The organism is Mycobacterium sp. NPDC003449, from assembly GCF_053588415.1.
Genome location: NZ_JBSFPX010000047.1, coordinates 1 through 16,334, shown reverse-complemented (window position 1 = coordinate 16,334; position 16,334 = coordinate 1). Strand labels below are relative to the sequence as shown.

Below are 16,334 nucleotides of genomic sequence, written 5' to 3'. Positions count from 1 at the left end.
TGTCACGCGAGACGCGGCGACGGTACCGTCCATCATCGATGTGCCCGGCGAATCAGGCGCAGCTCAGGGCGGCCGATTTGCGAACGGCGGGCAGCACCCGCAGCGCGAACCGCTCCATGGATCGGTCCGCGCTCACCCGGTCCAGACCCGGGGCGTGGAAGGCGATATCGAGTCCGTCGAGGTCGCATACCGCCGCGGATCCGTGGAGTTCTCTGGCCACCGTTTCGGGTCCGCCGACGATCCACCCGAGTTCGGCGGTGATCTGTTCGTAGGTCATCGGCCCCGCCTCCTCGACGACTCTGCGCCATTGCGGGGACGGAGGGGTGAAATTGCTCCAGAACCGCATGACCGCGGGTTCGGCGAGATCTCTCGCCTCGGTGTCGTCGGTTCCCACGAACACCATCCGGACCGCGCGCACCGGTCCGCGTCCGCCCGCTCGCCGGAAGCTGACGGCCAGGTCGGCCTGCCGGGCGCCACCGAACAGTCCTGCGAAGTAACCGAATCCGCGCCGCGCGGCCAGTTCGATGGTCTGTGGGTCGATGGATGCCAGGTGAATCCGATCGGTCAGATCCCGAATCTGTATTCCCATCCCGTCCGGCACCGCGATCCGGCTCCCCGCGAGAATGTCGGCCACCTCCCCGACGCGGGTCCGCAGGAGTTCCCTGCGCAGGTCGCGTGCCCCATTCCGGTGGCAGGCGCTCGGCATACCCGCACCGAATCCGAACTGGGCCCGCCCGCGGGTGAGAGCATCCAGGGTGAGCATCTCCTCGACCAGCGTCGCCGCATCGACGTCGACGGCCAGCCGCACCGCCGATCCCAGACCGATGGTGCGGGTGCGGGCAGCGGCGTTGGCGATCAGCAACTGCGGAGCCGCCACCCGGCCCCAGATGTTGCCGAACGAATGCCCGTGTTGTTCGGTGTACCAGGCGATATCGAAGCCCAGTGCATCCGCGCGCTCGGTGGATTCGAGGATCTCGTCGAGCACGGCCGCATCCGACCGGTCCGCGGTCGCCCATCCGTGGAAGAAGACGCCGACACTCGGTGGCCCGACCCTGGTCATCAGATCTTCCCGAGCGCCTCAAGCACCCGCTCCGGGGTCAGCGGGAGGTCCTTGATGTGCACACCGATGGCATTCGCCACGGCGTTCACCACAGCGCCCGCACCGTCGTTGTTGGCGGCTTCGCCGATCCCCTTGGCGCCGAACGGGCCCGAGTCTTCGTGCGTGGCGGCGAAGAAGACGTCGAAATCCCGGCAGATGTCGCGGGAGGTGAAGATCTTGTAGTTCAGGAAATCGGCGTTGAGTGTGCGTCCGGTTTCGCGGTCGACCTGGACCTCCTCGAGGAGCGCGTAGCCGAATGCCTGGGCGGCGCCACCGTGGATCTGCCCCTCCACCAGAACCGGATTGATCACCTGTCCCACATCGGATCCCGCCACCACCTTGTCGATGGAGACGTGCCCGGTCTCGGTGTCGACCGAAACCTCGATGAACTTGCAGGTGAAATGCGATGCCGTCGTGACGGCCCGGCGGCTCTCCTCGGCCATGATGGTGCCCCACTGACGCATCTGCGCGGTGCGGGTGATCTCCATGATGCTGACGGAGGACTGGGGTGCACCGGAGGCCGCCGGACCCCTCAGATGTGCTCGCCCACCGGCCAGGACGATGTCGTCCGGGTCGGCTTCCAGAATGCGCCCGGCCATCTGGCACAGAATCGTCCGGACCTTCTCCGCGCACAGTTTCGCGACCATCCCCGACACGTACGTGCTACGGCTGGCGTGGGTGACCACGTCGTATGGCGAGGAATCCGTGTCGGTCGTATTGACGACGATGTCCTCGACGCGCAGACCGAGGACCTCGGCGACGATCTGGGCGTGCCCCATGAGATTGCCGGTGCCCATATCGATCAACGCCGTCGTGAGGCTGGCCGTGCCGTCCTCGTTCATCTTGATGATGCTGCCGGCGTATTCGAGGATGTCCGACACCTCGTTGGCCTGGCCACAACCGGACGTGTGAAACGCACGCCCCATTCCGATTCCCTTGAGGATCTTCTGGTCCTTCGGTTGTGTCGCCAACTCGGCGCGGCGATGCCAGCCGATCCGGCGCGCCCCTTCGGTCAGGATCTCCTCGACACCGCAACTCTTGATGTAGTCGACGACGTTGGGCCCCTGAGCGAAGTAGGCGTCTCCTTCGCGAATGTAGTTGCGCAGTCTCAGCTCGACCGGATCGATGCCCAGTTTGTCGGCCAGCAGGTCCATATGGGACTCCACCGGAACGTTGGCCTGGGGGTTGCCGAAACCCCGGAAGCCGGCCGCCGGCGGCGTATTGGTGTAGATGACATGGCCGGTGAAGTCCTGATTCGGGACCCGGTACATGGACATGAACCACCCGCCCATGCATTTGGTGACCCACTCCCCCGAGCAGGCGTAGGCGCCGGTATCGACGTGTGCGGTCATCCGGTGGGCAACCAGGGTGCCGTCCCGTTTGGCGCCGGTCCGCAGCGTCACCGTCGCGGGATGCCGACTGGTCGACATCATGTCCTCCTCCCGGGTCAGCTGCAGCCGGACCGGCTGACCCGCCTTCATGGCCAGCAGGGCCGCGATGGGCTCGTCGACATTCATGTCCAGCCGGGCGCCGAACGCGCCACCCAGGAACACTTGATGAACGTTGATCCGGCTGAAGGGGATACCGAGTGCGCGCGCAAGGTTATGGCGCAGGCCGTGGATCGATTGCGTGGTACACCACACGTCGAGACGCCCGTCGGGCAACGGGTCGACCACGATGCACCGTCGCTCCATGGGGCTCTGCTGCTGTTTGGGCACCGTGAAGGTGTTCTCGATGATGACGTCGGCCTGCGCGAAACCCCGCTCCACATCACCGACCCCCATCTTCACCGTGCGCAAGATGTTGCCCGCCAGGTCATCTCGGTCATCACCCCAGAACACGGTGCTGTGCAGCTGAGGAGCGCCGGGCTCGATCGCCTTCATCGGGTCAAGGGCGGCGGGCAACTTCCGGTACTCGACCTCGATGGCGGCCACGGCCCTCGCCGCGACCTCAGCGCTGGTGGCGGCGACGGCGGCCACCACGTCACCGACGTAGCGGGCCTTGTCTGGGATGACGAAGTTGTCCCGCGGCATGTACTCCGGGGGCAGCGCGAATTCACGACCGTACGGGTGCGGCGGGGCATCCTCGTGCGTGATGATCGCCTTCACGCCGGGAATCGCCAACGCCCCGGTGGTGTCGATCCGGACGATCTCGGCGTGCGGATGCGGGCTGCGCAGGATCTTGATATCGAGCATTCTGGGCAGCCGGATATCCCCGACGAACTTCAGTTGGCCGGTGGCCTTGTGCATGGCGTCGAACTTCGGAACGCGCCTGCCGATGTTCTGGTATTCGGCGGATACGGGCATCGTCTCGGTCACCGTGATTCCTTCCGCGTCTTCGCCGCCTGGGCAAGGGCGTCGATCAACTTCACATAACCCGTACAGCGGCACAGGTTTCCGGCCAGTTCCTCGGCGATGATCTCGGCATCGGCGTCCGGGTGTTCCCGGAAGACGGCGTCACAGGCCATGAGTGCACCGGGCGTGCAATATCCGCACTGCACACCGCCGCCGTCGACCAGGGCCTGTTGCATCGGGTGCGCGACACCGTTGCGCGACAACCCCTCGACGGTGGATACCTCTTTGCCCTCGGCACGCAGGGAGGGGTACATGCAGGAGTACACCGCCTGTCGGTCGACCTGCACCGTGCAGGTGCCGCAGCCGCCGGTGTCACACCCGCGTTTGGTTCCGGTCAGGTTCAGGCGATCCCGCAGGACGGAGTTCAGGCTCTCGTACGGCCCGACCGCGAGCGCATGGGGTTCTCCGTTGACGACGATGTTGAGCACCCGGGTGACCGGGGCGGACGTGGCAGCGGGTTGACCGGGCCGAGATGCCGTCCCCTGGGCGGAGCGGCGGCGGTCGTTGAAGCGGGTCATCGAATCCTCCTGACAGCGTGTTTCAGAGATCGGGCGACGTAGACCTTGAGCAGGTGGTTACGGAACTTCGCCGAGCCGCGGAAGTCACTGAAGGCACGGACGTCGTCGGCGACGTGAAGCACGGCGCCCTCGATGGTCCGGTCCTCGGCGGGCGCGCCCAGCAACTCGTTCTCGACGGTTCTGGCACGCGTGACCTTCCGGCCGATTCCTCCTCCGAGCGCTATGCGGACCGAGGTGAAACGCCCGGCGTCGACGCTCACCTGCACGCCGATGCTCACCAGAGCCCAATCCACCGAGTTGGACTCGAATTTCTGGAAGGCCCCCGATGAATTGCGGCCCGGCACCGCGAATTCCACCTCGGTGAGGAACTCGCCGAAACGGAGGTCCGGCAGGAAGAAATCGTGGAAGAAGTCCTCGATCGGTATGGTGCGAGCCGCGCGCCCGACACCGTACGTGGTGATCCTCGCATCGAGCGCCACCAACGCCGCGGGCAGGTCGAAGAACGGCAGGCTCGAGCAGATGGACCCACCGACGGTTCCGACATTGCGGATCTGCATGGGCCGGATACCGGCGATCGAGTCGGTGAGGATCGCCAGGGTTGGCTGGTGGTGAGCCGAGATGTATTCCGCCAGTTCGGTGAAGGTGACGGTGGCGCCCAGATGCATGGTCCGGTCCGCTTCGGCGATCTGACGTAGCGGAAGACGGGTGACATCGAGCAGAGTGCGGACGTCTCCCATCGCACGGCGGTACGCCAGCTCGTGCACGGTGGTCCCGCCGGCTATCACACGGGCCCTGTCGCCTTGCTCGGCAAGGGTTGTCAACACCTCGTCCACCGACGTCGGGAAGCGGTAGTCCTCGGGTTGGAACAGCAGTGTCGGCATCGGATCTCCTAGACGACTCGAAGTGCCATGGGGGCGAGCTTGTGCAGCGGTTTGAAGACGGCAGGATGACACTCCTGAACCTTCTCGCCGAGGTACCGGAATCGGGTGGCGTCCGCGGGCGGCCCGTAGACCTCGTATTTCTTGTTCATATAGGACTCGTCGGCGACGCCGGTGTCCAGCATCATCGTCAGAAAGAGCTCGGCGGGCGCCTCGATGATGACATCGGCATCGGCGGCAGGCCCGCGTACGACCCGGGCTCGTCCGTTCTCGACGACGATGTGGAACGCCCGTTCACCCTCCAGGTCGAACTGCAGGGTCTTGTCCCAGCCCTCCAGTAGCGGGGCAACCTCGGGTGTGCGATTGAGGAAGAAGACGAAGAACCTCATGGCCAGTTGGCATTTCACGGTGGTTTGGATCCTTTCGGCGGTTGTCGCCTCGCGGTGTGCGGCCTCGAGGAACTGGCGGCTCGCGGCGGCGCACTCACAGCAGATCGCCTGATGGCCGACGGTGGGATCGCGGTCCATCTCCTGGGCGACATACGAGTGGCCGCAGTGGTGGCAACGGATCCGGGATTCCCAGGCGTCGCCCACCTCCTGGCGCGGGTCGGCGGGCCTGGACAGCGTGAAACTCGCGTCACCCCTGGTCGCCAGTGCGAGGCTGTAGACCACGAACGACACCACTGCGGCGCCCGGCGCGAACCAGGTGAGGCCGATCGGACCTCCCCAGTTGAGCAGGACAACGCCCACAGCGGTGCCGGCCACCCAGGCGATGACCCCCGGCCAATTCACCGTGAGCACCCGGCCGGGCCGGTACTCGACCTCCTCGGGTGGAATGCCCTGGATTTTCGCCCACAGCATGTAGGCGAGGACCGCTCCCACCCATGCGACCGTGATGATCCCGCTGTATTGCAGGGCGATAGACAGTTTGTGCAACAGGTCCTGCAGCATCAACAGGTACACCAGCGCGCCGAGTATCAGTACCCAGACCCAGCGTGGAACGCTCCATGGCAACACCCGACCGACCAGATTCGCCAGATTGCTGGACGCCACGTAGTAATTGGCCGTATTGATCCGGCTCTGGGTGACCCAGATCAGGACCACCGCCCAGACTCCCATCAGCGCGAGCATTCCGTCCACGGCGGACAGTTCGGTCAGCTCGCCGGTGACCAGGTGCTCGGCGAGGAAGATGCCGACCACTGCGTTGACGAACAGCGTGAAGCCGTGGAAGACGGGCCCGAAGGTGAACCATCGGTGGAACCTCAGGTCCTCGACCTTGGCCTGACGGGCGAGGTCTCCGGTGAACATCATCAGCACCCAGACACCCATGTAGAGCGAGAAGCTGTACACCCAGCCAGGTCCAACCACGGTCGAGGCGCCCTGACCACTGAGCCAATCCGCTTGATACCCGCGTTCATTGATGGTCCACACCACCGCGACGACGAGTCCGACGATGTAGATCGGCAGCAGGACGCCGTTGAACTTGTCGAGGAACACCCGCACACCGCCGATCGCCAGCGGGACGCTGTACAGCACGACGATCAGGTACCAGACACTCAGCGACGGCCCGCCGAATTCCACGGAGAACGCGTGCGCGACGACGGCACCCTCGAAGGTGGCGTAGAAGGTCGCGATCGCGAACAGCACCATTGTCGCGATAACGCCACCGCGCAGCCCGAAGATCATGCGGGAGAACATGTTTATGTTCGTTCCGGTCCGTGCGGCGTAGGTCGCCATGGCCGAACAGATGGCGCTGTAGGCGAAGACCGACAGTCCGGCGCCGATCAGGGCGTCACGCGGCCCCACCTCAACCGCGGCCACACCCGCGGTGAGCAGCCATGCCATGGCGCTGGCCAGTGCGTACCACGCCATCGCCATCGACCAGCGGCCGGCACGCCACGTCATCGGCACGACGTGCGCGGCGTAATCATCGATCTTCTGGCGCTGCACCACCGCGGGGTCGTCGGTGAACGACTCCTGCAACGGCGGGAACGACCTGAGCTTGGCTGTTGTCATGTGCGCACTTCCTGTGTGTGTGCAGCGGCGATCTCACAGGCCCGACCACGACCTCGGGGGTCGGTCGCCACCTGTGCGAGGTAGATCACAAACGATTGCGTCAATGATGCGCGCATCGCCGGAACAAGTCAAGGTTTGGTATTCCAAATTTGGTGTCGGGTGTCACACCGGCCGGGAGATGAGCATTTCCGGGTCCCCGGATCTGCCACACTCTCAGGCATGGCAACGAACGCCGAGGCGCCGCCAGGCGGAGCACCTGCGCTTTCGCCCGCGCTCGCCGCCATCCGCGCAGAGGTGACCCGCGAGATCCGGCGACAGATCATCGAGGGCGAGTTGCGCCCCGGCGATCGCCTCGTCGAGCGCTCGGTCGCCGACCGACTGGGGGTGTCCCGCAGCCCCGTCCGGGAAGCGCTGCAGGTGTTGATCTTCGAGGGCTTCCTGGTCGCCGAGACGCCGCGCAAGGTGGCGGTCCGACGCTGGACACGCCAGGATGTCGAGGAATTGTTCGAGGTCCGCGAGGCCCTCGAACCCGCCGTGACCGCGCTTGCCGCACGTCGCGCCGCACCCGAGGACATCGACCGGCTCACCCGACTCTTGGACGAAACCCGTTCGGCGACCGACGAAACGGTACTGCACCGGCTCAGCGCCGATTTCCATGACGTCGTCGCCGAGATCGCCGCCAACCAGCAACTGCACCACCTGATCCAACCGATGCAGGGGCGCATGCGATGGCTCATGGAACAGAACAAGGACTGGTCCCGATTATTCGAGGAGCACTCGATCCTCGTTCAGCTGATCGCATCTCACAACGAGGGCGCGGCACGGGAGTTCGCCGTCGCCCATGTCAGGCACAGCTGCGAGCTCGCGCTGGCAAGCCTGTTCCCCGACGAATCCGCCGGCTGACGCGTACAACCTGCGCCCATCGCGGGCGCGACACCTTCGGGCATTCCCTTGTCGAACGGGTCGATGAGACGTACAGTCCAGTTTGGGATACCAAACGTTTGCGCCCCGTGGCCGTCTTCCCGCATTCGATTGTCCATCGGAGGCGTTGATGGGCGACATCTATTCGCTTGTCCACGGCAGAAATTGCTCCGGGACCGACACCGAGGAGTCACACATGACCGCATACACGCTGCTGACCGGCGGGACCGTCGTGAACAGCACCACGACGACCGAGGCCGACGTGCTCATCAAGGACGGCACGATCGAGGCCGTCGGACACTTCGACGGAATGTCCATCGACGGCATGGAGCGCATCGACCACTCGGATGCGCTGCTGTTCCCCGGCGGCGTCGACGTCCACACCCACATCGACTCCCCGATGATGGGCACGGTCACCGCCGACGACTTCGAGAGCGCCACCAGGGCGGCGGCGTGCGGCGGCACCACCACGGTGGTCGACTTTGCGATGCAGCTGCCCGGCAAGACGCTCGTGGAATCGCTGGAGGCGCACCATTCGAAAGCCCGGGGCAGGGCCGTGACCGACTACGGGTTCCACATGTGCGTCACCGATCTGTACGACAACGCCGTCGACGAGTTCCCGGAGATCGTGCAGTCCGGGGTGAGCAGCTTCAAGGTATTCATGGCCTACCGCGGCACCCTGATGCTGCACGACGGGGCGCTGTTCGACGTCCTGCGCGAGTCGAGCCGAGCCGGCGGCCAGGTATGCGTACACGCCGAGAACGGCGATGTGATCGACCGACTCGCCGCCGATCTGGTGGCGGCAGGACGGACCGGACCGGGCTCCCACGAGATCTCACGCCCGCCGTCGACTGAGGTCGAAGCGGTCCGCCGGGCCATTCGCATCGCGCGGATGGCCGACGCTCCGCTGTACTTCGTTCATCTTTCCACGGAGGGATCGGTCGAGGCGGTCGCGGAAGCGCGGGCCAACGACTGGGCGATCGCCGGTGAAACCTGCACCCACTACCTGACCCTGGACCGGGCGCTCTACGATCAGCCCGGATTCGAGGCCGCGAAGGTGGTTCTCACTCCCCCGCTGCGCACCCAGGAACACCGTGACGCACTGTGGCGCGGACTGCGGGCCGGATCCCTCGGCGTCGTGAGTTCTGATCACTGCCCGTTCTGTTTCGAGGAGAAACGTCGGCTGGGTGAGGCCGACTTCCGCCTGATTCCCAACGGTGGCCCCGGCGTGGAGCACCGGCTCCTGGTGATGTATGCCGAAGGTGTCGCACAGAACCGGATCTCGATGCAGAAGTTCGTCGATCTCATCTCGACCACACCCGCCAGACAGTTCGGTCTGGCATCGAAGGGCGCGATCGCGGCAGGCTTCGACGCCGATATCACCGTGCTCGACCCCCGGGGCCGCACGACGATCTCGGCGGTTACCCAACAGCAACGTATGGACTACACCCCGTACGAGGGCTGGACCATCCCGGGCGCGGTGGCCGCCGTGTACTCCCGCGGTGAACTCATCGCCGAGAACGGGCAGTACATCGGAAAACCTGGCCGTGGACGTTTCCTCGCCCGGACCGGTCAGTAGCCCCGCACCGGGACCCGAGCCATCGACACCTCAGGAGATTCGTTGACCAGTGTGATTTTCGAGCCGATAGCGGCGCGGATCGAGGCCGACATCGTCGAGCTTTCACAGCTGTGCGAGCCCGACCAACTCGGCTGGACTCGCCAGGTGTTCGGTGAACCGTACCGATCGTCCCGCGACCTGGTCGCCGCGAAGATGCGCCAGTGCGGCCTCGACGTCCATACCGACACGGCGGGCAACATCATCGGCGTGCTGCGCGGAAAGCACACCGGTGCACCAGCTCTGGTCACCGGTTCGCACACCGACACCGTCACCGGCGGCGGTCGCTTCGACGGCATCGTCGGAGTGATGGGCGCCCTCGAACTGGTGCGACAGTTGCGGGAGAACGACATCACGCTCACCCGGGACCTCATCGTGGTCGACTTTCTGGGCGAGGAGTCCAACGACTGGGGCCTCAGCTGCCTTGGCAGTCGCTGTCTCGCCGGCGAGTTGACGGCGGCGGACCTCGACCGCAGGGACGGCCAAGGCCTGCGCCTCGGCGACCGCTACCGCCAGTTCGGGCTGGATCCGTCGGCGGCCCTGTCTTCGCGGTGGCTGCGTGACATCCCGCTGCACGGCTATGTCGAGCTGCATATCGAGCAGGGCCCACTACTCGAGCGCCACGACACCCAGATCGGGGTCGTGACAGCGATCGCCGGCATCGAACGCGCCATGGCCACCTTCGTCGGCAGGCCCGATCACGCCGGGACGAGACCGATGAACGACCGCAAGGACGCCATGGTCGCGGCCGCCCACGCCGTGCTCTCGGTCCAGCGGATCGCCTGTGGCGCACCGAAACACGGTGTGGCCACCACGACGCGGCTCGCGAACGGTCTTGCATCCCCGAATGTCGTGCCCGGCGAGGTGCGGATGCGGGCCGAGGTGCGGAGCGTCGACGCCGAGTGGCTTTCCCTGGCCAAGCAGCAGATCGTGACCGACATCGTCGACGAGGCCCGCTCCGAAGGCGTCGACGTCGACTTCGACTGGACCACCGACAACGAGATCGTCCACGCGGCCGCGCAAATCCAGGATCTCGCCGCGGCATCGGCCGAACGGTCGGGGCTCTCCTGGAAGGCGGTGCCCAGTGGGGCCACCCACGATGCGGTCCACCTTGCCCAGCTCTGCCCGATGGGGATGATCTTCGTGCCCTCCCGAGCGGGACGCAGTCACTGCCCCGACGAATGGACGGACTTCTCCGACATCGCGGCGGGCGTACAGGTGCTTTCCGCAACCATCATCGCGCTCGATGCGGCCGATACCGTGGCATCCGCCTGAGGGCCGGTGCCACCCTCACCGACCAGCCCAGCACCCGTCTGCAATGCTCGTCGCGGATCGCACACAGGTACATGTTTTTTTCGCCGCAAGTCATGTCGAACAACTTGTGGCAATGGGGATTCCACTGACGGTAACTTGACCATATGCGATCCTCCGCCCTGCTTCTGATTCCCGACGCCATTGACCGCTTCGGCTCCCGGGTGCACGCGGTCCCCGGCGACCGGTGGAACAACCCGACGCCGTGCACCGAATGGGCGGTGCGCGACCTCGTCAACCACCTGGTCTTCGAGCACCTCTGGGCGCCGCACGTCCTCGCGGGCGAGACGTTGGAGCAGGTGGGCGACCGCTACGACGGTGATGTGGTCGGTAGCGATCCCGCCGGCGCCTGGGACCGCGCGGCGAGCCGCTCCTACCCGGCGTGGGCCGGAGCGGACCCCTTGGCGACGGTCCACCTGTCCTACGCTGATGCGCCACTGTCCACGTACGCCGATCAGATGCTCGTCGACCTGACCGTTCACCAGTGGGACCTGGCTCGCGGTTCCGGCCAGGACGAGTCCCTCGACCCGGAATCAGTTGAACTAGCACTAGTCTTCGCACGGGACAACGTCGACCGATTCGCCGGGCTGGGCATCATCGACCCCCCGATCCCCTGCACCAGCGACGACCCCGCAGTCCAACTGCTGGCCTTGCTCGGCCGCGACGCCTCCTGACGGGACTGCCAGCGACCGGTTCAGTATGTCAATCGGAGGAGTATGGCCGGGTCGACTGATGCTGTCACAGCGCTGAGTTCATCACGCTGTCCACACCCGAACGCAATGTATCCACGTCGACGCGCGGTCTCAATCAGGCGTCGGGCCGACGGGATCGAGATAGAAGCGAACCCAGTTGATCTTGCCGTCGCGAGTAGTAAGAATGACCGGACCGGCGAAGACAACAGGTGCACCCGGCTTGTCGATGTCGGCCATCTCCCATTCCGACCAAATCTCCGCACCGTTGACGGCAGTGCGCAGTACCCGAGCAGTCAGATGCGGCGTTCTGTCGAAGATCGCCGACCAGTTTGCACGAACTTGCTCGGTGCCGACGAAGTTTCTCTCAGGATGTTGAGGCAACTCGGCCCTGAAATCAGCGGTGAAGCAGCTCGCCACTCGCGCCGCGTCGCCCGAGCCGATGGCGTCGCGAAGCCGGTCGAGCGCAAGGGGATCTGATGGGGTGGAGGTTGACATCGCAGGTCCTTTCGTAGTGACGGTCGCCGGGGTAGCCGAAGGAGTCATTGCCGTTCCGCAGGCGGATGCGGCGAAAGACAAGGCGGCCGCCAACGTACCAACCGAGAGCATTGCGCGCAGAACAGCTGTCCGCGTCGGAGGGCGGGTAACCGTGCCATCACGTCTCTTCCTGCGGTTCTCGGTCACGTTGAAATGAGCGCGGATTCGCGCAGCGGGCCGTAGGTGGCCGCAAACGATAGTGGACCGGCTTCGGGCAACACTTGGTTGCGTACGTCATCGGGTAGTCCAGCCGCCTGGGAGACTGTGTCGGTCATGGTCTTGACGTGATCGACGCGGTTGCGGCGTCGACGTTCATATTCGGATCCGGCTTGATGCCATGTTCCCGGCAGTGTTCGTCGCGCTACGAGTTCGTGTGCGATGACAAGTGCATCTTCGGCCGCCATGGCCGCTCCCTGCGCCCATACGGGCGCGGTGGCGTGGGCCGCGTCGCCGACGAGCACGATGCGTCCGAGGGACCACTTGTCTAAGCGGATCTCCTCGACAGCGGATCGCCGCAACGGCGCGCCACTGGTGAGTGCGTTGCGTATCGCTTCGCCCACGATGGAGGGATACTCGCGGAATGTTCGTTCCAGCCAAGTCGGGTCCTCGCCTACCTGACCGCCGGCCGCCATGGATGCGTATGCGTAAACGGTGTCGTCATCGACGGGAATGAGCAAGAAGATTCCGCGTGTGGACAACCATACCGTCCAGCAATCGACACCGGGGTTGGGGGCGACGAACCGCCATCCAGAATCAGAGGTGATCGAACCCCTTCGATCGGTCACCGCGCCGATGCTGCGGCGCACCACGGAGTTGATGCCGTCAGCCCCGATCACGTAGTCGTAGGTCTCGGTCGTCTCGTCGTTGACATCAACGCCGATGCGCTCACCGACATCGCGGACGTTGGTAACGGTGATGTCGCCGCGCACCATGGCGGTGGGCAGCCGATTGCGCAACAAGCCGATCAGTCGGTCTCGACGCAAGCAGACCGGCTCGAACTCCTCCCCCCCAGAAACCGCTTTCGTCGATGCTGAACAGCAACGAGTTCTCGGCGTTCCGGTACTCGCGCCGGGCTACGGGATGACCCGCTGCGACGAGCTCGCCGCGCTCGATGCCAAGCTCGCCGAACGCACGAATGGCATTGCCCGGCAGGTTGATTCCGAAACCACCGTCTGCGCACTCGGTCTGCGATTCCAGCACCTGCACTCTGGCGCCTTCTCGATGCAGAGCTAGCGCCGTGCACAGCCCTGCAATCCCACCGCCAATCACCGCGACGACGCCGTCCCCCACATCAGAGGTTCCCGCCGGGACTTCTGAGATCGCCATCTATGCCTTCCCTGTCAAAGACTGTGCCCTTCACCGAAACCGGCTCAGCTCAGCTAGCGAAGGCGCGGCGAGTTCTTCGCTGGAGCCGTGCTGGAAGTCACACCATGGGCGTAATCCGTTGCGGGATGTCGAGGAGCATCTTGCCGAGCACTTCGTAGCCGACCGCTGTATTGAGGCCGGCATGTCTGCCGGCGGTGTTGGCGTCGCGCCAGATCCTTTGCAGCGGATTGGATTCAGCGAAAGAGCCGGATCCGTGCACATTGAGCAGCAGCTGTATCGCATCGAGTACCTCCCGCGTGGCATGGCCTGATGAGGCCCGCATCCGGGCACGGGTTGCGTAGTCGATTGTGGTCGAAGTGCGTGCTGCTGCATCGAGCTTGTCGGCGGTGGCGTAGATGTGCAGTCGGGCGGTGTCGATCTTGAGCGCCGCTTCGGCGATCTGGGTTTGCACCGCTACCGAGTCGGATTGCCGCGTGTACACGGTGTAGGACACCGCCTTCGACACGGATTTTTCGATGGTGTGGTTGAGTGCCGCACTGCCCAGGCCCAGCAGTGTCCCCATCAGGTTCAGGGTTACGACGGGGGCGGAGGGCAGTCGGTAGAGGGCCTCATCGTGTTGTGGTACCCCGGCCGCCAGAGCGGCCACGGACAGCAACCGGTGTTCGGGCACGAATAGCCCTTCGCTGCACCAGGTATGGCTGCCGGTAGCGCGCACACCCACGGTCCGCCAGGTGTCTTCAATGCCGATATCCGACCGCGGCACCAATGCGAAATAAGCCTCGGCCTCGCCGTTGTCGGCGGGAGCGGCGATGCCGATCCCGGCCCAATCGGCATGGGGCGCACCGGATGCGTAGCTCCAGCGGCCATCGACCCGCACACCTCCTTCGACCCGCTGGGCGGGAACCGGACTGTTGCTGCTCGCGAGCCGGGCGTCAGGGTTCTCACCGAACACCTCCTCTTGCGCCCGTGCGTTGGCATGCGCGGCGCCCCACGCGCCTCCCGCGGCGATTTGCACCACCCATGCCGCCGAGCCGTCGGCTTCGGCAAGCGCCTCGGTCACCTCGGCCAGGGTGCGCAGCGATATCGCATATCCACCGAACCGGCGCGGGGTGAACAACCGAAACAGGCCCGCCCCGGTCAGTGCATCGATCACCTCGTCGGCCAGCAGACGGTTGATCTCACCGTCAGCGCTATACCGGCGCAGCAGTGGCTGCAGACTGCGCGCTCTGCCCACCAGCTCTTCGTGGCTCGGAACGCTCAGGCTCGTTGTCATCTCGTCTCCCATCGCCGGCCCCGGTCTGCCTTTTGACAACGGTGGGATGAAGGAAAGGATTCTTCTCCTTGACTGACAGCGACTGAAGTTGGATGCGTTCACCGGATTGGGACGACGCACCAGCTCCGCGACTCCCCCATACGATATCGCTCCCTCGTCATTTACTCCGGCGGCACAGTGTTTTTCGACTCACAGTCCTGCTGACCGGACCCCAAGAATGGTTGATACGCTGAACCGCCACTGGCCCCAGCCGTGGTGGCGACGAGTTTCAGCTGGAAGTATGCGCTTCGTGTTTGAACGGTTATCGAGCTTCGGTTGTCGGGGGTCCATGGCGCAAAGTCCTAAGACGATGCGGGGCGTGGTCCTTACCGGGCACGGTGGTTTTGATCGTCTTGAGGTGCGTGACGACCTGCGTGTGCCAACGCCGGGGCAGGGCGAGGTGCTCATCGGCGTAGGTGCTTCTGCGGTCAACAACACCGACATCAATACCCGGATCGGGTGGTATTCGAAGGCCGTACGTGGCGACACGGCTTCCGGGGCGAGGGCTGGATTCCAGCAAGAAACCGACGGTGACGGAAGTTGGTCTGGTGGGGTCTTGTCGTTCCCGCGAATCCAGGGCGCGGACTGCTGCGGCAGAATTGTGGCGGTCGGCACGGGCGTCTCACCCGGTCGGGTTGGACAACGAGTTCTCGTACGCGCTATCCAATCACCGAGTGGGTCGGACGCGGTCCTGCCGACGGCGACGCTCGGATCGGAAAGCGACGGTGCCTTCGCTGAGTTCATGGTGGCCCCCGCCGTTGACGCCATCGTGGTGCAGTCTCGCTGGTCAGATGTCGAGCTTGCCTCCTTTCCGTGCGCGTTTTCAACGGCGGAGGGGATGATTCAGCGTTGCGGTCTCGGGCCGGAACGAGTCGTCATTGCCGGGGCCTCGGGCGGTGTCGGGTCGGGCGCGATTCAACTCGCCAAGCGGCGCGGCGCTCATGTCACAGCGATTTCAAGCCCGTCAAAATGGGAGGAGCTTCGCGCGTTGGGTGCTGATGAAGTTCTTGACCGCGATACAGAGCTTCCCCACCAAGAGTTCCACGTCGTCCTGGACCTAGTGGGAGGACCGCATTGGGGTGCGCTTGTGGACAGCCTGCGTGTCGGTGGACGTTACGTAACCGCGGGCGCAATTGCCGGGCCGATTGTTGAACTGGACTTGCGCACCCTGTATCTGCGTGATCTGTCTTTCTTCGGCTGCACACACCAGCCGCCAAACATCTTCACCGATCTGGTCAGTTACATTGAAGCCGAGGAGATCAGGCCCGTCGTGGCCAGTATCTATCCGTTGAATGAAATGCGTAACGCGCAGGAAGCGTTTCTTTCGAAGTCGCATGTCGGAAAGATCGGCATTCTCGTCGGCGCGGAAAGCTCCGGCGTTGAAACGGCGGGACGGCCATAATTACCACAAGATTCGATCTCGCCGATCCTCCCCAGGGGACAGGCTCTGACGAAGATCGCGATTGTGACCCGCATTTCGTAGCGCGTTACGAAATGCGGTCATCAAGTCAGGAACTCGTGACATAGCCCGGTGGGTGGCCGCTGTGCTTCAGTGGCAGAGATCGCGTCACACGCTTCTCTCCGAAGGGAATTCCGTTGAAGGCCATGGTGGTAACTCACTCGGCAACTGGACCCACCGTTGAGCTCCAGGAGATCCTCGAACCCGAACGCAAGCCGGGCGAGGTGAAAATTCAGGTCGAGACAGCCTCGGTGAACCGCGCGGATCTCGCTGTGGTGGCCGGGTCGTACGTCGGCGCCG

The 16,334-nt window shown here is 64.8% G+C and carries 14 protein-coding genes; 5 read left to right on the top strand and 9 right to left on the bottom strand.

What is annotated here, in order from left to right:
* Positions 1-52: 52 nt before the first annotated feature.
* The 5 genes from ACWDTP_RS14675 to ACWDTP_RS14655 are packed head-to-tail and all read right to left on the bottom strand — an operon-like array spanning position 53 to position 6,864.
* Positions 53-1,060 carry an LLM class flavin-dependent oxidoreductase gene (locus tag ACWDTP_RS14675; RefSeq protein ID WP_450020836.1) on the bottom strand — a complete coding sequence of 336 codons (1,008 nt, stop codon included), beginning with the start codon at positions 1,058-1,060 and terminating at the stop codon, positions 53-55.
* Positions 1,060-3,417, bottom strand: coding sequence for a xanthine dehydrogenase family protein molybdopterin-binding subunit (locus ACWDTP_RS14670; RefSeq protein WP_450020834.1), 2,358 nt, complete (start codon positions 3,415-3,417; stop codon positions 1,060-1,062). The genes ACWDTP_RS14675 and ACWDTP_RS14670 overlap by 1 nt, the downstream gene beginning before the upstream one ends.
* Positions 3,414-3,971, bottom strand: a complete 558-nt coding sequence (locus tag ACWDTP_RS14665; RefSeq protein WP_450020832.1) for a (2Fe-2S)-binding protein — start codon at positions 3,969-3,971, stop codon at positions 3,414-3,416. The genes ACWDTP_RS14670 and ACWDTP_RS14665 overlap by 4 nt, the downstream gene beginning before the upstream one ends.
* Positions 3,968-4,852 (bottom strand): FAD binding domain-containing protein, encoded by an 885-nt coding sequence (locus ACWDTP_RS14660; RefSeq protein WP_450020830.1) that lies wholly within the window; start codon positions 4,850-4,852, stop codon positions 3,968-3,970. The genes ACWDTP_RS14665 and ACWDTP_RS14660 overlap by 4 nt, the downstream gene beginning before the upstream one ends.
* A gap of 8 nt (positions 4,853-4,860) precedes the next feature.
* Positions 4,861-6,864 (bottom strand): SCP2 sterol-binding domain-containing protein, encoded by a 2,004-nt coding sequence (locus ACWDTP_RS14655; protein ID WP_450020828.1) that lies wholly within the window; start codon positions 6,862-6,864, stop codon positions 4,861-4,863.
* A 219-nt stretch (positions 6,865-7,083) separates the two neighbouring features.
* Here ACWDTP_RS14655 and ACWDTP_RS14650 point away from each other — a divergent pair, with 219 nt between their 5' ends.
* The 4 genes from ACWDTP_RS14650 (at position 7,084) to ACWDTP_RS14635 (ending at position 11,385) form a co-directional block, all read left to right on the top strand.
* Complete coding sequence (locus ACWDTP_RS14650) at positions 7,084-7,767, top strand: GntR family transcriptional regulator (protein ID WP_450020826.1); 684 nt, start codon at positions 7,084-7,086, stop codon at positions 7,765-7,767.
* Positions 7,768-7,981: 214 nt separating this feature from the next.
* The gene (hydA, locus tag ACWDTP_RS14645; protein ID WP_450020824.1) at positions 7,982-9,364 is read left to right on the top strand and encodes a dihydropyrimidinase; all 1,383 of its coding nucleotides are present in this window, start codon (positions 7,982-7,984) and stop codon (positions 9,362-9,364) included.
* Positions 9,365-9,415: 51 nt separating this feature from the next.
* Complete coding sequence (locus ACWDTP_RS14640) at positions 9,416-10,675, top strand: M20 family metallo-hydrolase (RefSeq protein ID WP_450020879.1); 1,260 nt, start codon at positions 9,416-9,418, stop codon at positions 10,673-10,675.
* Positions 10,676-10,818: 143 nt separating this feature from the next.
* Entirely contained in the window at positions 10,819-11,385 is a 567-nt protein-coding gene (locus tag ACWDTP_RS14635) for a TIGR03086 family metal-binding protein (RefSeq protein ID WP_450020822.1), read from the top strand.
* A gap of 129 nt (positions 11,386-11,514) precedes the next feature.
* On the opposite strand, the gene ACWDTP_RS14630 is transcribed toward ACWDTP_RS14635, so the two are convergent.
* From ACWDTP_RS14630 to ACWDTP_RS14615, 4 genes are all read right to left on the bottom strand, one after another.
* Positions 11,515-11,898, bottom strand: coding sequence for a nuclear transport factor 2 family protein (locus ACWDTP_RS14630; protein ID WP_450020820.1), 384 nt, complete (start codon positions 11,896-11,898; stop codon positions 11,515-11,517).
* A gap of 182 nt (positions 11,899-12,080) precedes the next feature.
* The gene (locus ACWDTP_RS14625; protein WP_450020818.1) at positions 12,081-12,869 is read right to left on the bottom strand and encodes an FAD-dependent monooxygenase; all 789 of its coding nucleotides are present in this window, start codon (positions 12,867-12,869) and stop codon (positions 12,081-12,083) included.
* Positions 12,823-13,263 (bottom strand): FAD-dependent oxidoreductase, encoded by a 441-nt coding sequence (locus tag ACWDTP_RS14620; RefSeq protein WP_450020816.1) that lies wholly within the window; start codon positions 13,261-13,263, stop codon positions 12,823-12,825. Before ACWDTP_RS14620 ends, ACWDTP_RS14625 begins: the two co-directional genes overlap by 47 nt.
* Positions 13,264-13,360: 97 nt before the next feature.
* On the bottom strand, positions 13,361-14,656 hold the full coding sequence (locus tag ACWDTP_RS14615; protein WP_450020814.1) for an acyl-CoA dehydrogenase family protein: 1,296 nt from the start codon (positions 14,654-14,656) through the stop codon (positions 13,361-13,363).
* A gap of 97 nt (positions 14,657-14,753) precedes the next feature.
* Between ACWDTP_RS14615 and ACWDTP_RS14610 the strand changes: the two genes are divergently transcribed.
* Positions 14,754-15,977, top strand: coding sequence for a zinc-binding dehydrogenase (locus ACWDTP_RS14610; RefSeq protein WP_450020812.1), 1,224 nt, complete (start codon positions 14,754-14,756; stop codon positions 15,975-15,977).
* Positions 15,978-16,334: the final 357 nt, after the last annotated feature.

Excerpts from the sequence above, each read along its gene's own strand:
- ACWDTP_RS14665 (WP_450020832.1), bottom strand. The coding sequence starts at position 3,971 with ATGACCCGCTTCAACGACCGCCGCCGCTCCGCCCAGGGGACGGCATCT.
- ACWDTP_RS14620 (WP_450020816.1), bottom strand. The coding sequence starts at position 13,263 with ATGGCGATCTCAGAAGTCCCGGCGGGAACCTCTGATGTGGGGGACGGC.
- ACWDTP_RS14610 (WP_450020812.1), top strand. The coding sequence starts at position 14,754 with ATGGTTGATACGCTGAACCGCCACTGGCCCCAGCCGTGGTGGCGACGA.
- ACWDTP_RS14630 (WP_450020820.1), bottom strand. The coding sequence starts at position 11,898 with ATGTCAACCTCCACCCCATCAGATCCCCTTGCGCTCGACCGGCTTCGC.
- ACWDTP_RS14625 (WP_450020818.1), bottom strand. The coding sequence starts at position 12,869 with ATGGTGCGCGGCGACATCACCGTTACCAACGTCCGCGATGTCGGTGAG.
- ACWDTP_RS14635 (WP_450020822.1), top strand. The coding sequence starts at position 10,819 with ATGCGATCCTCCGCCCTGCTTCTGATTCCCGACGCCATTGACCGCTTC.
- ACWDTP_RS14650 (WP_450020826.1), top strand. The coding sequence starts at position 7,084 with ATGGCAACGAACGCCGAGGCGCCGCCAGGCGGAGCACCTGCGCTTTCG.
- ACWDTP_RS14675 (WP_450020836.1), bottom strand. The coding sequence starts at position 1,060 with ATGACCAGGGTCGGGCCACCGAGTGTCGGCGTCTTCTTCCACGGATGG.
- ACWDTP_RS14660 (WP_450020830.1), bottom strand. The coding sequence starts at position 4,852 with ATGCCGACACTGCTGTTCCAACCCGAGGACTACCGCTTCCCGACGTCG.
- hydA (WP_450020824.1), top strand. The coding sequence starts at position 7,982 with ATGACCGCATACACGCTGCTGACCGGCGGGACCGTCGTGAACAGCACC.
- ACWDTP_RS14655 (WP_450020828.1), bottom strand. The coding sequence starts at position 6,864 with ATGACAACAGCCAAGCTCAGGTCGTTCCCGCCGTTGCAGGAGTCGTTC.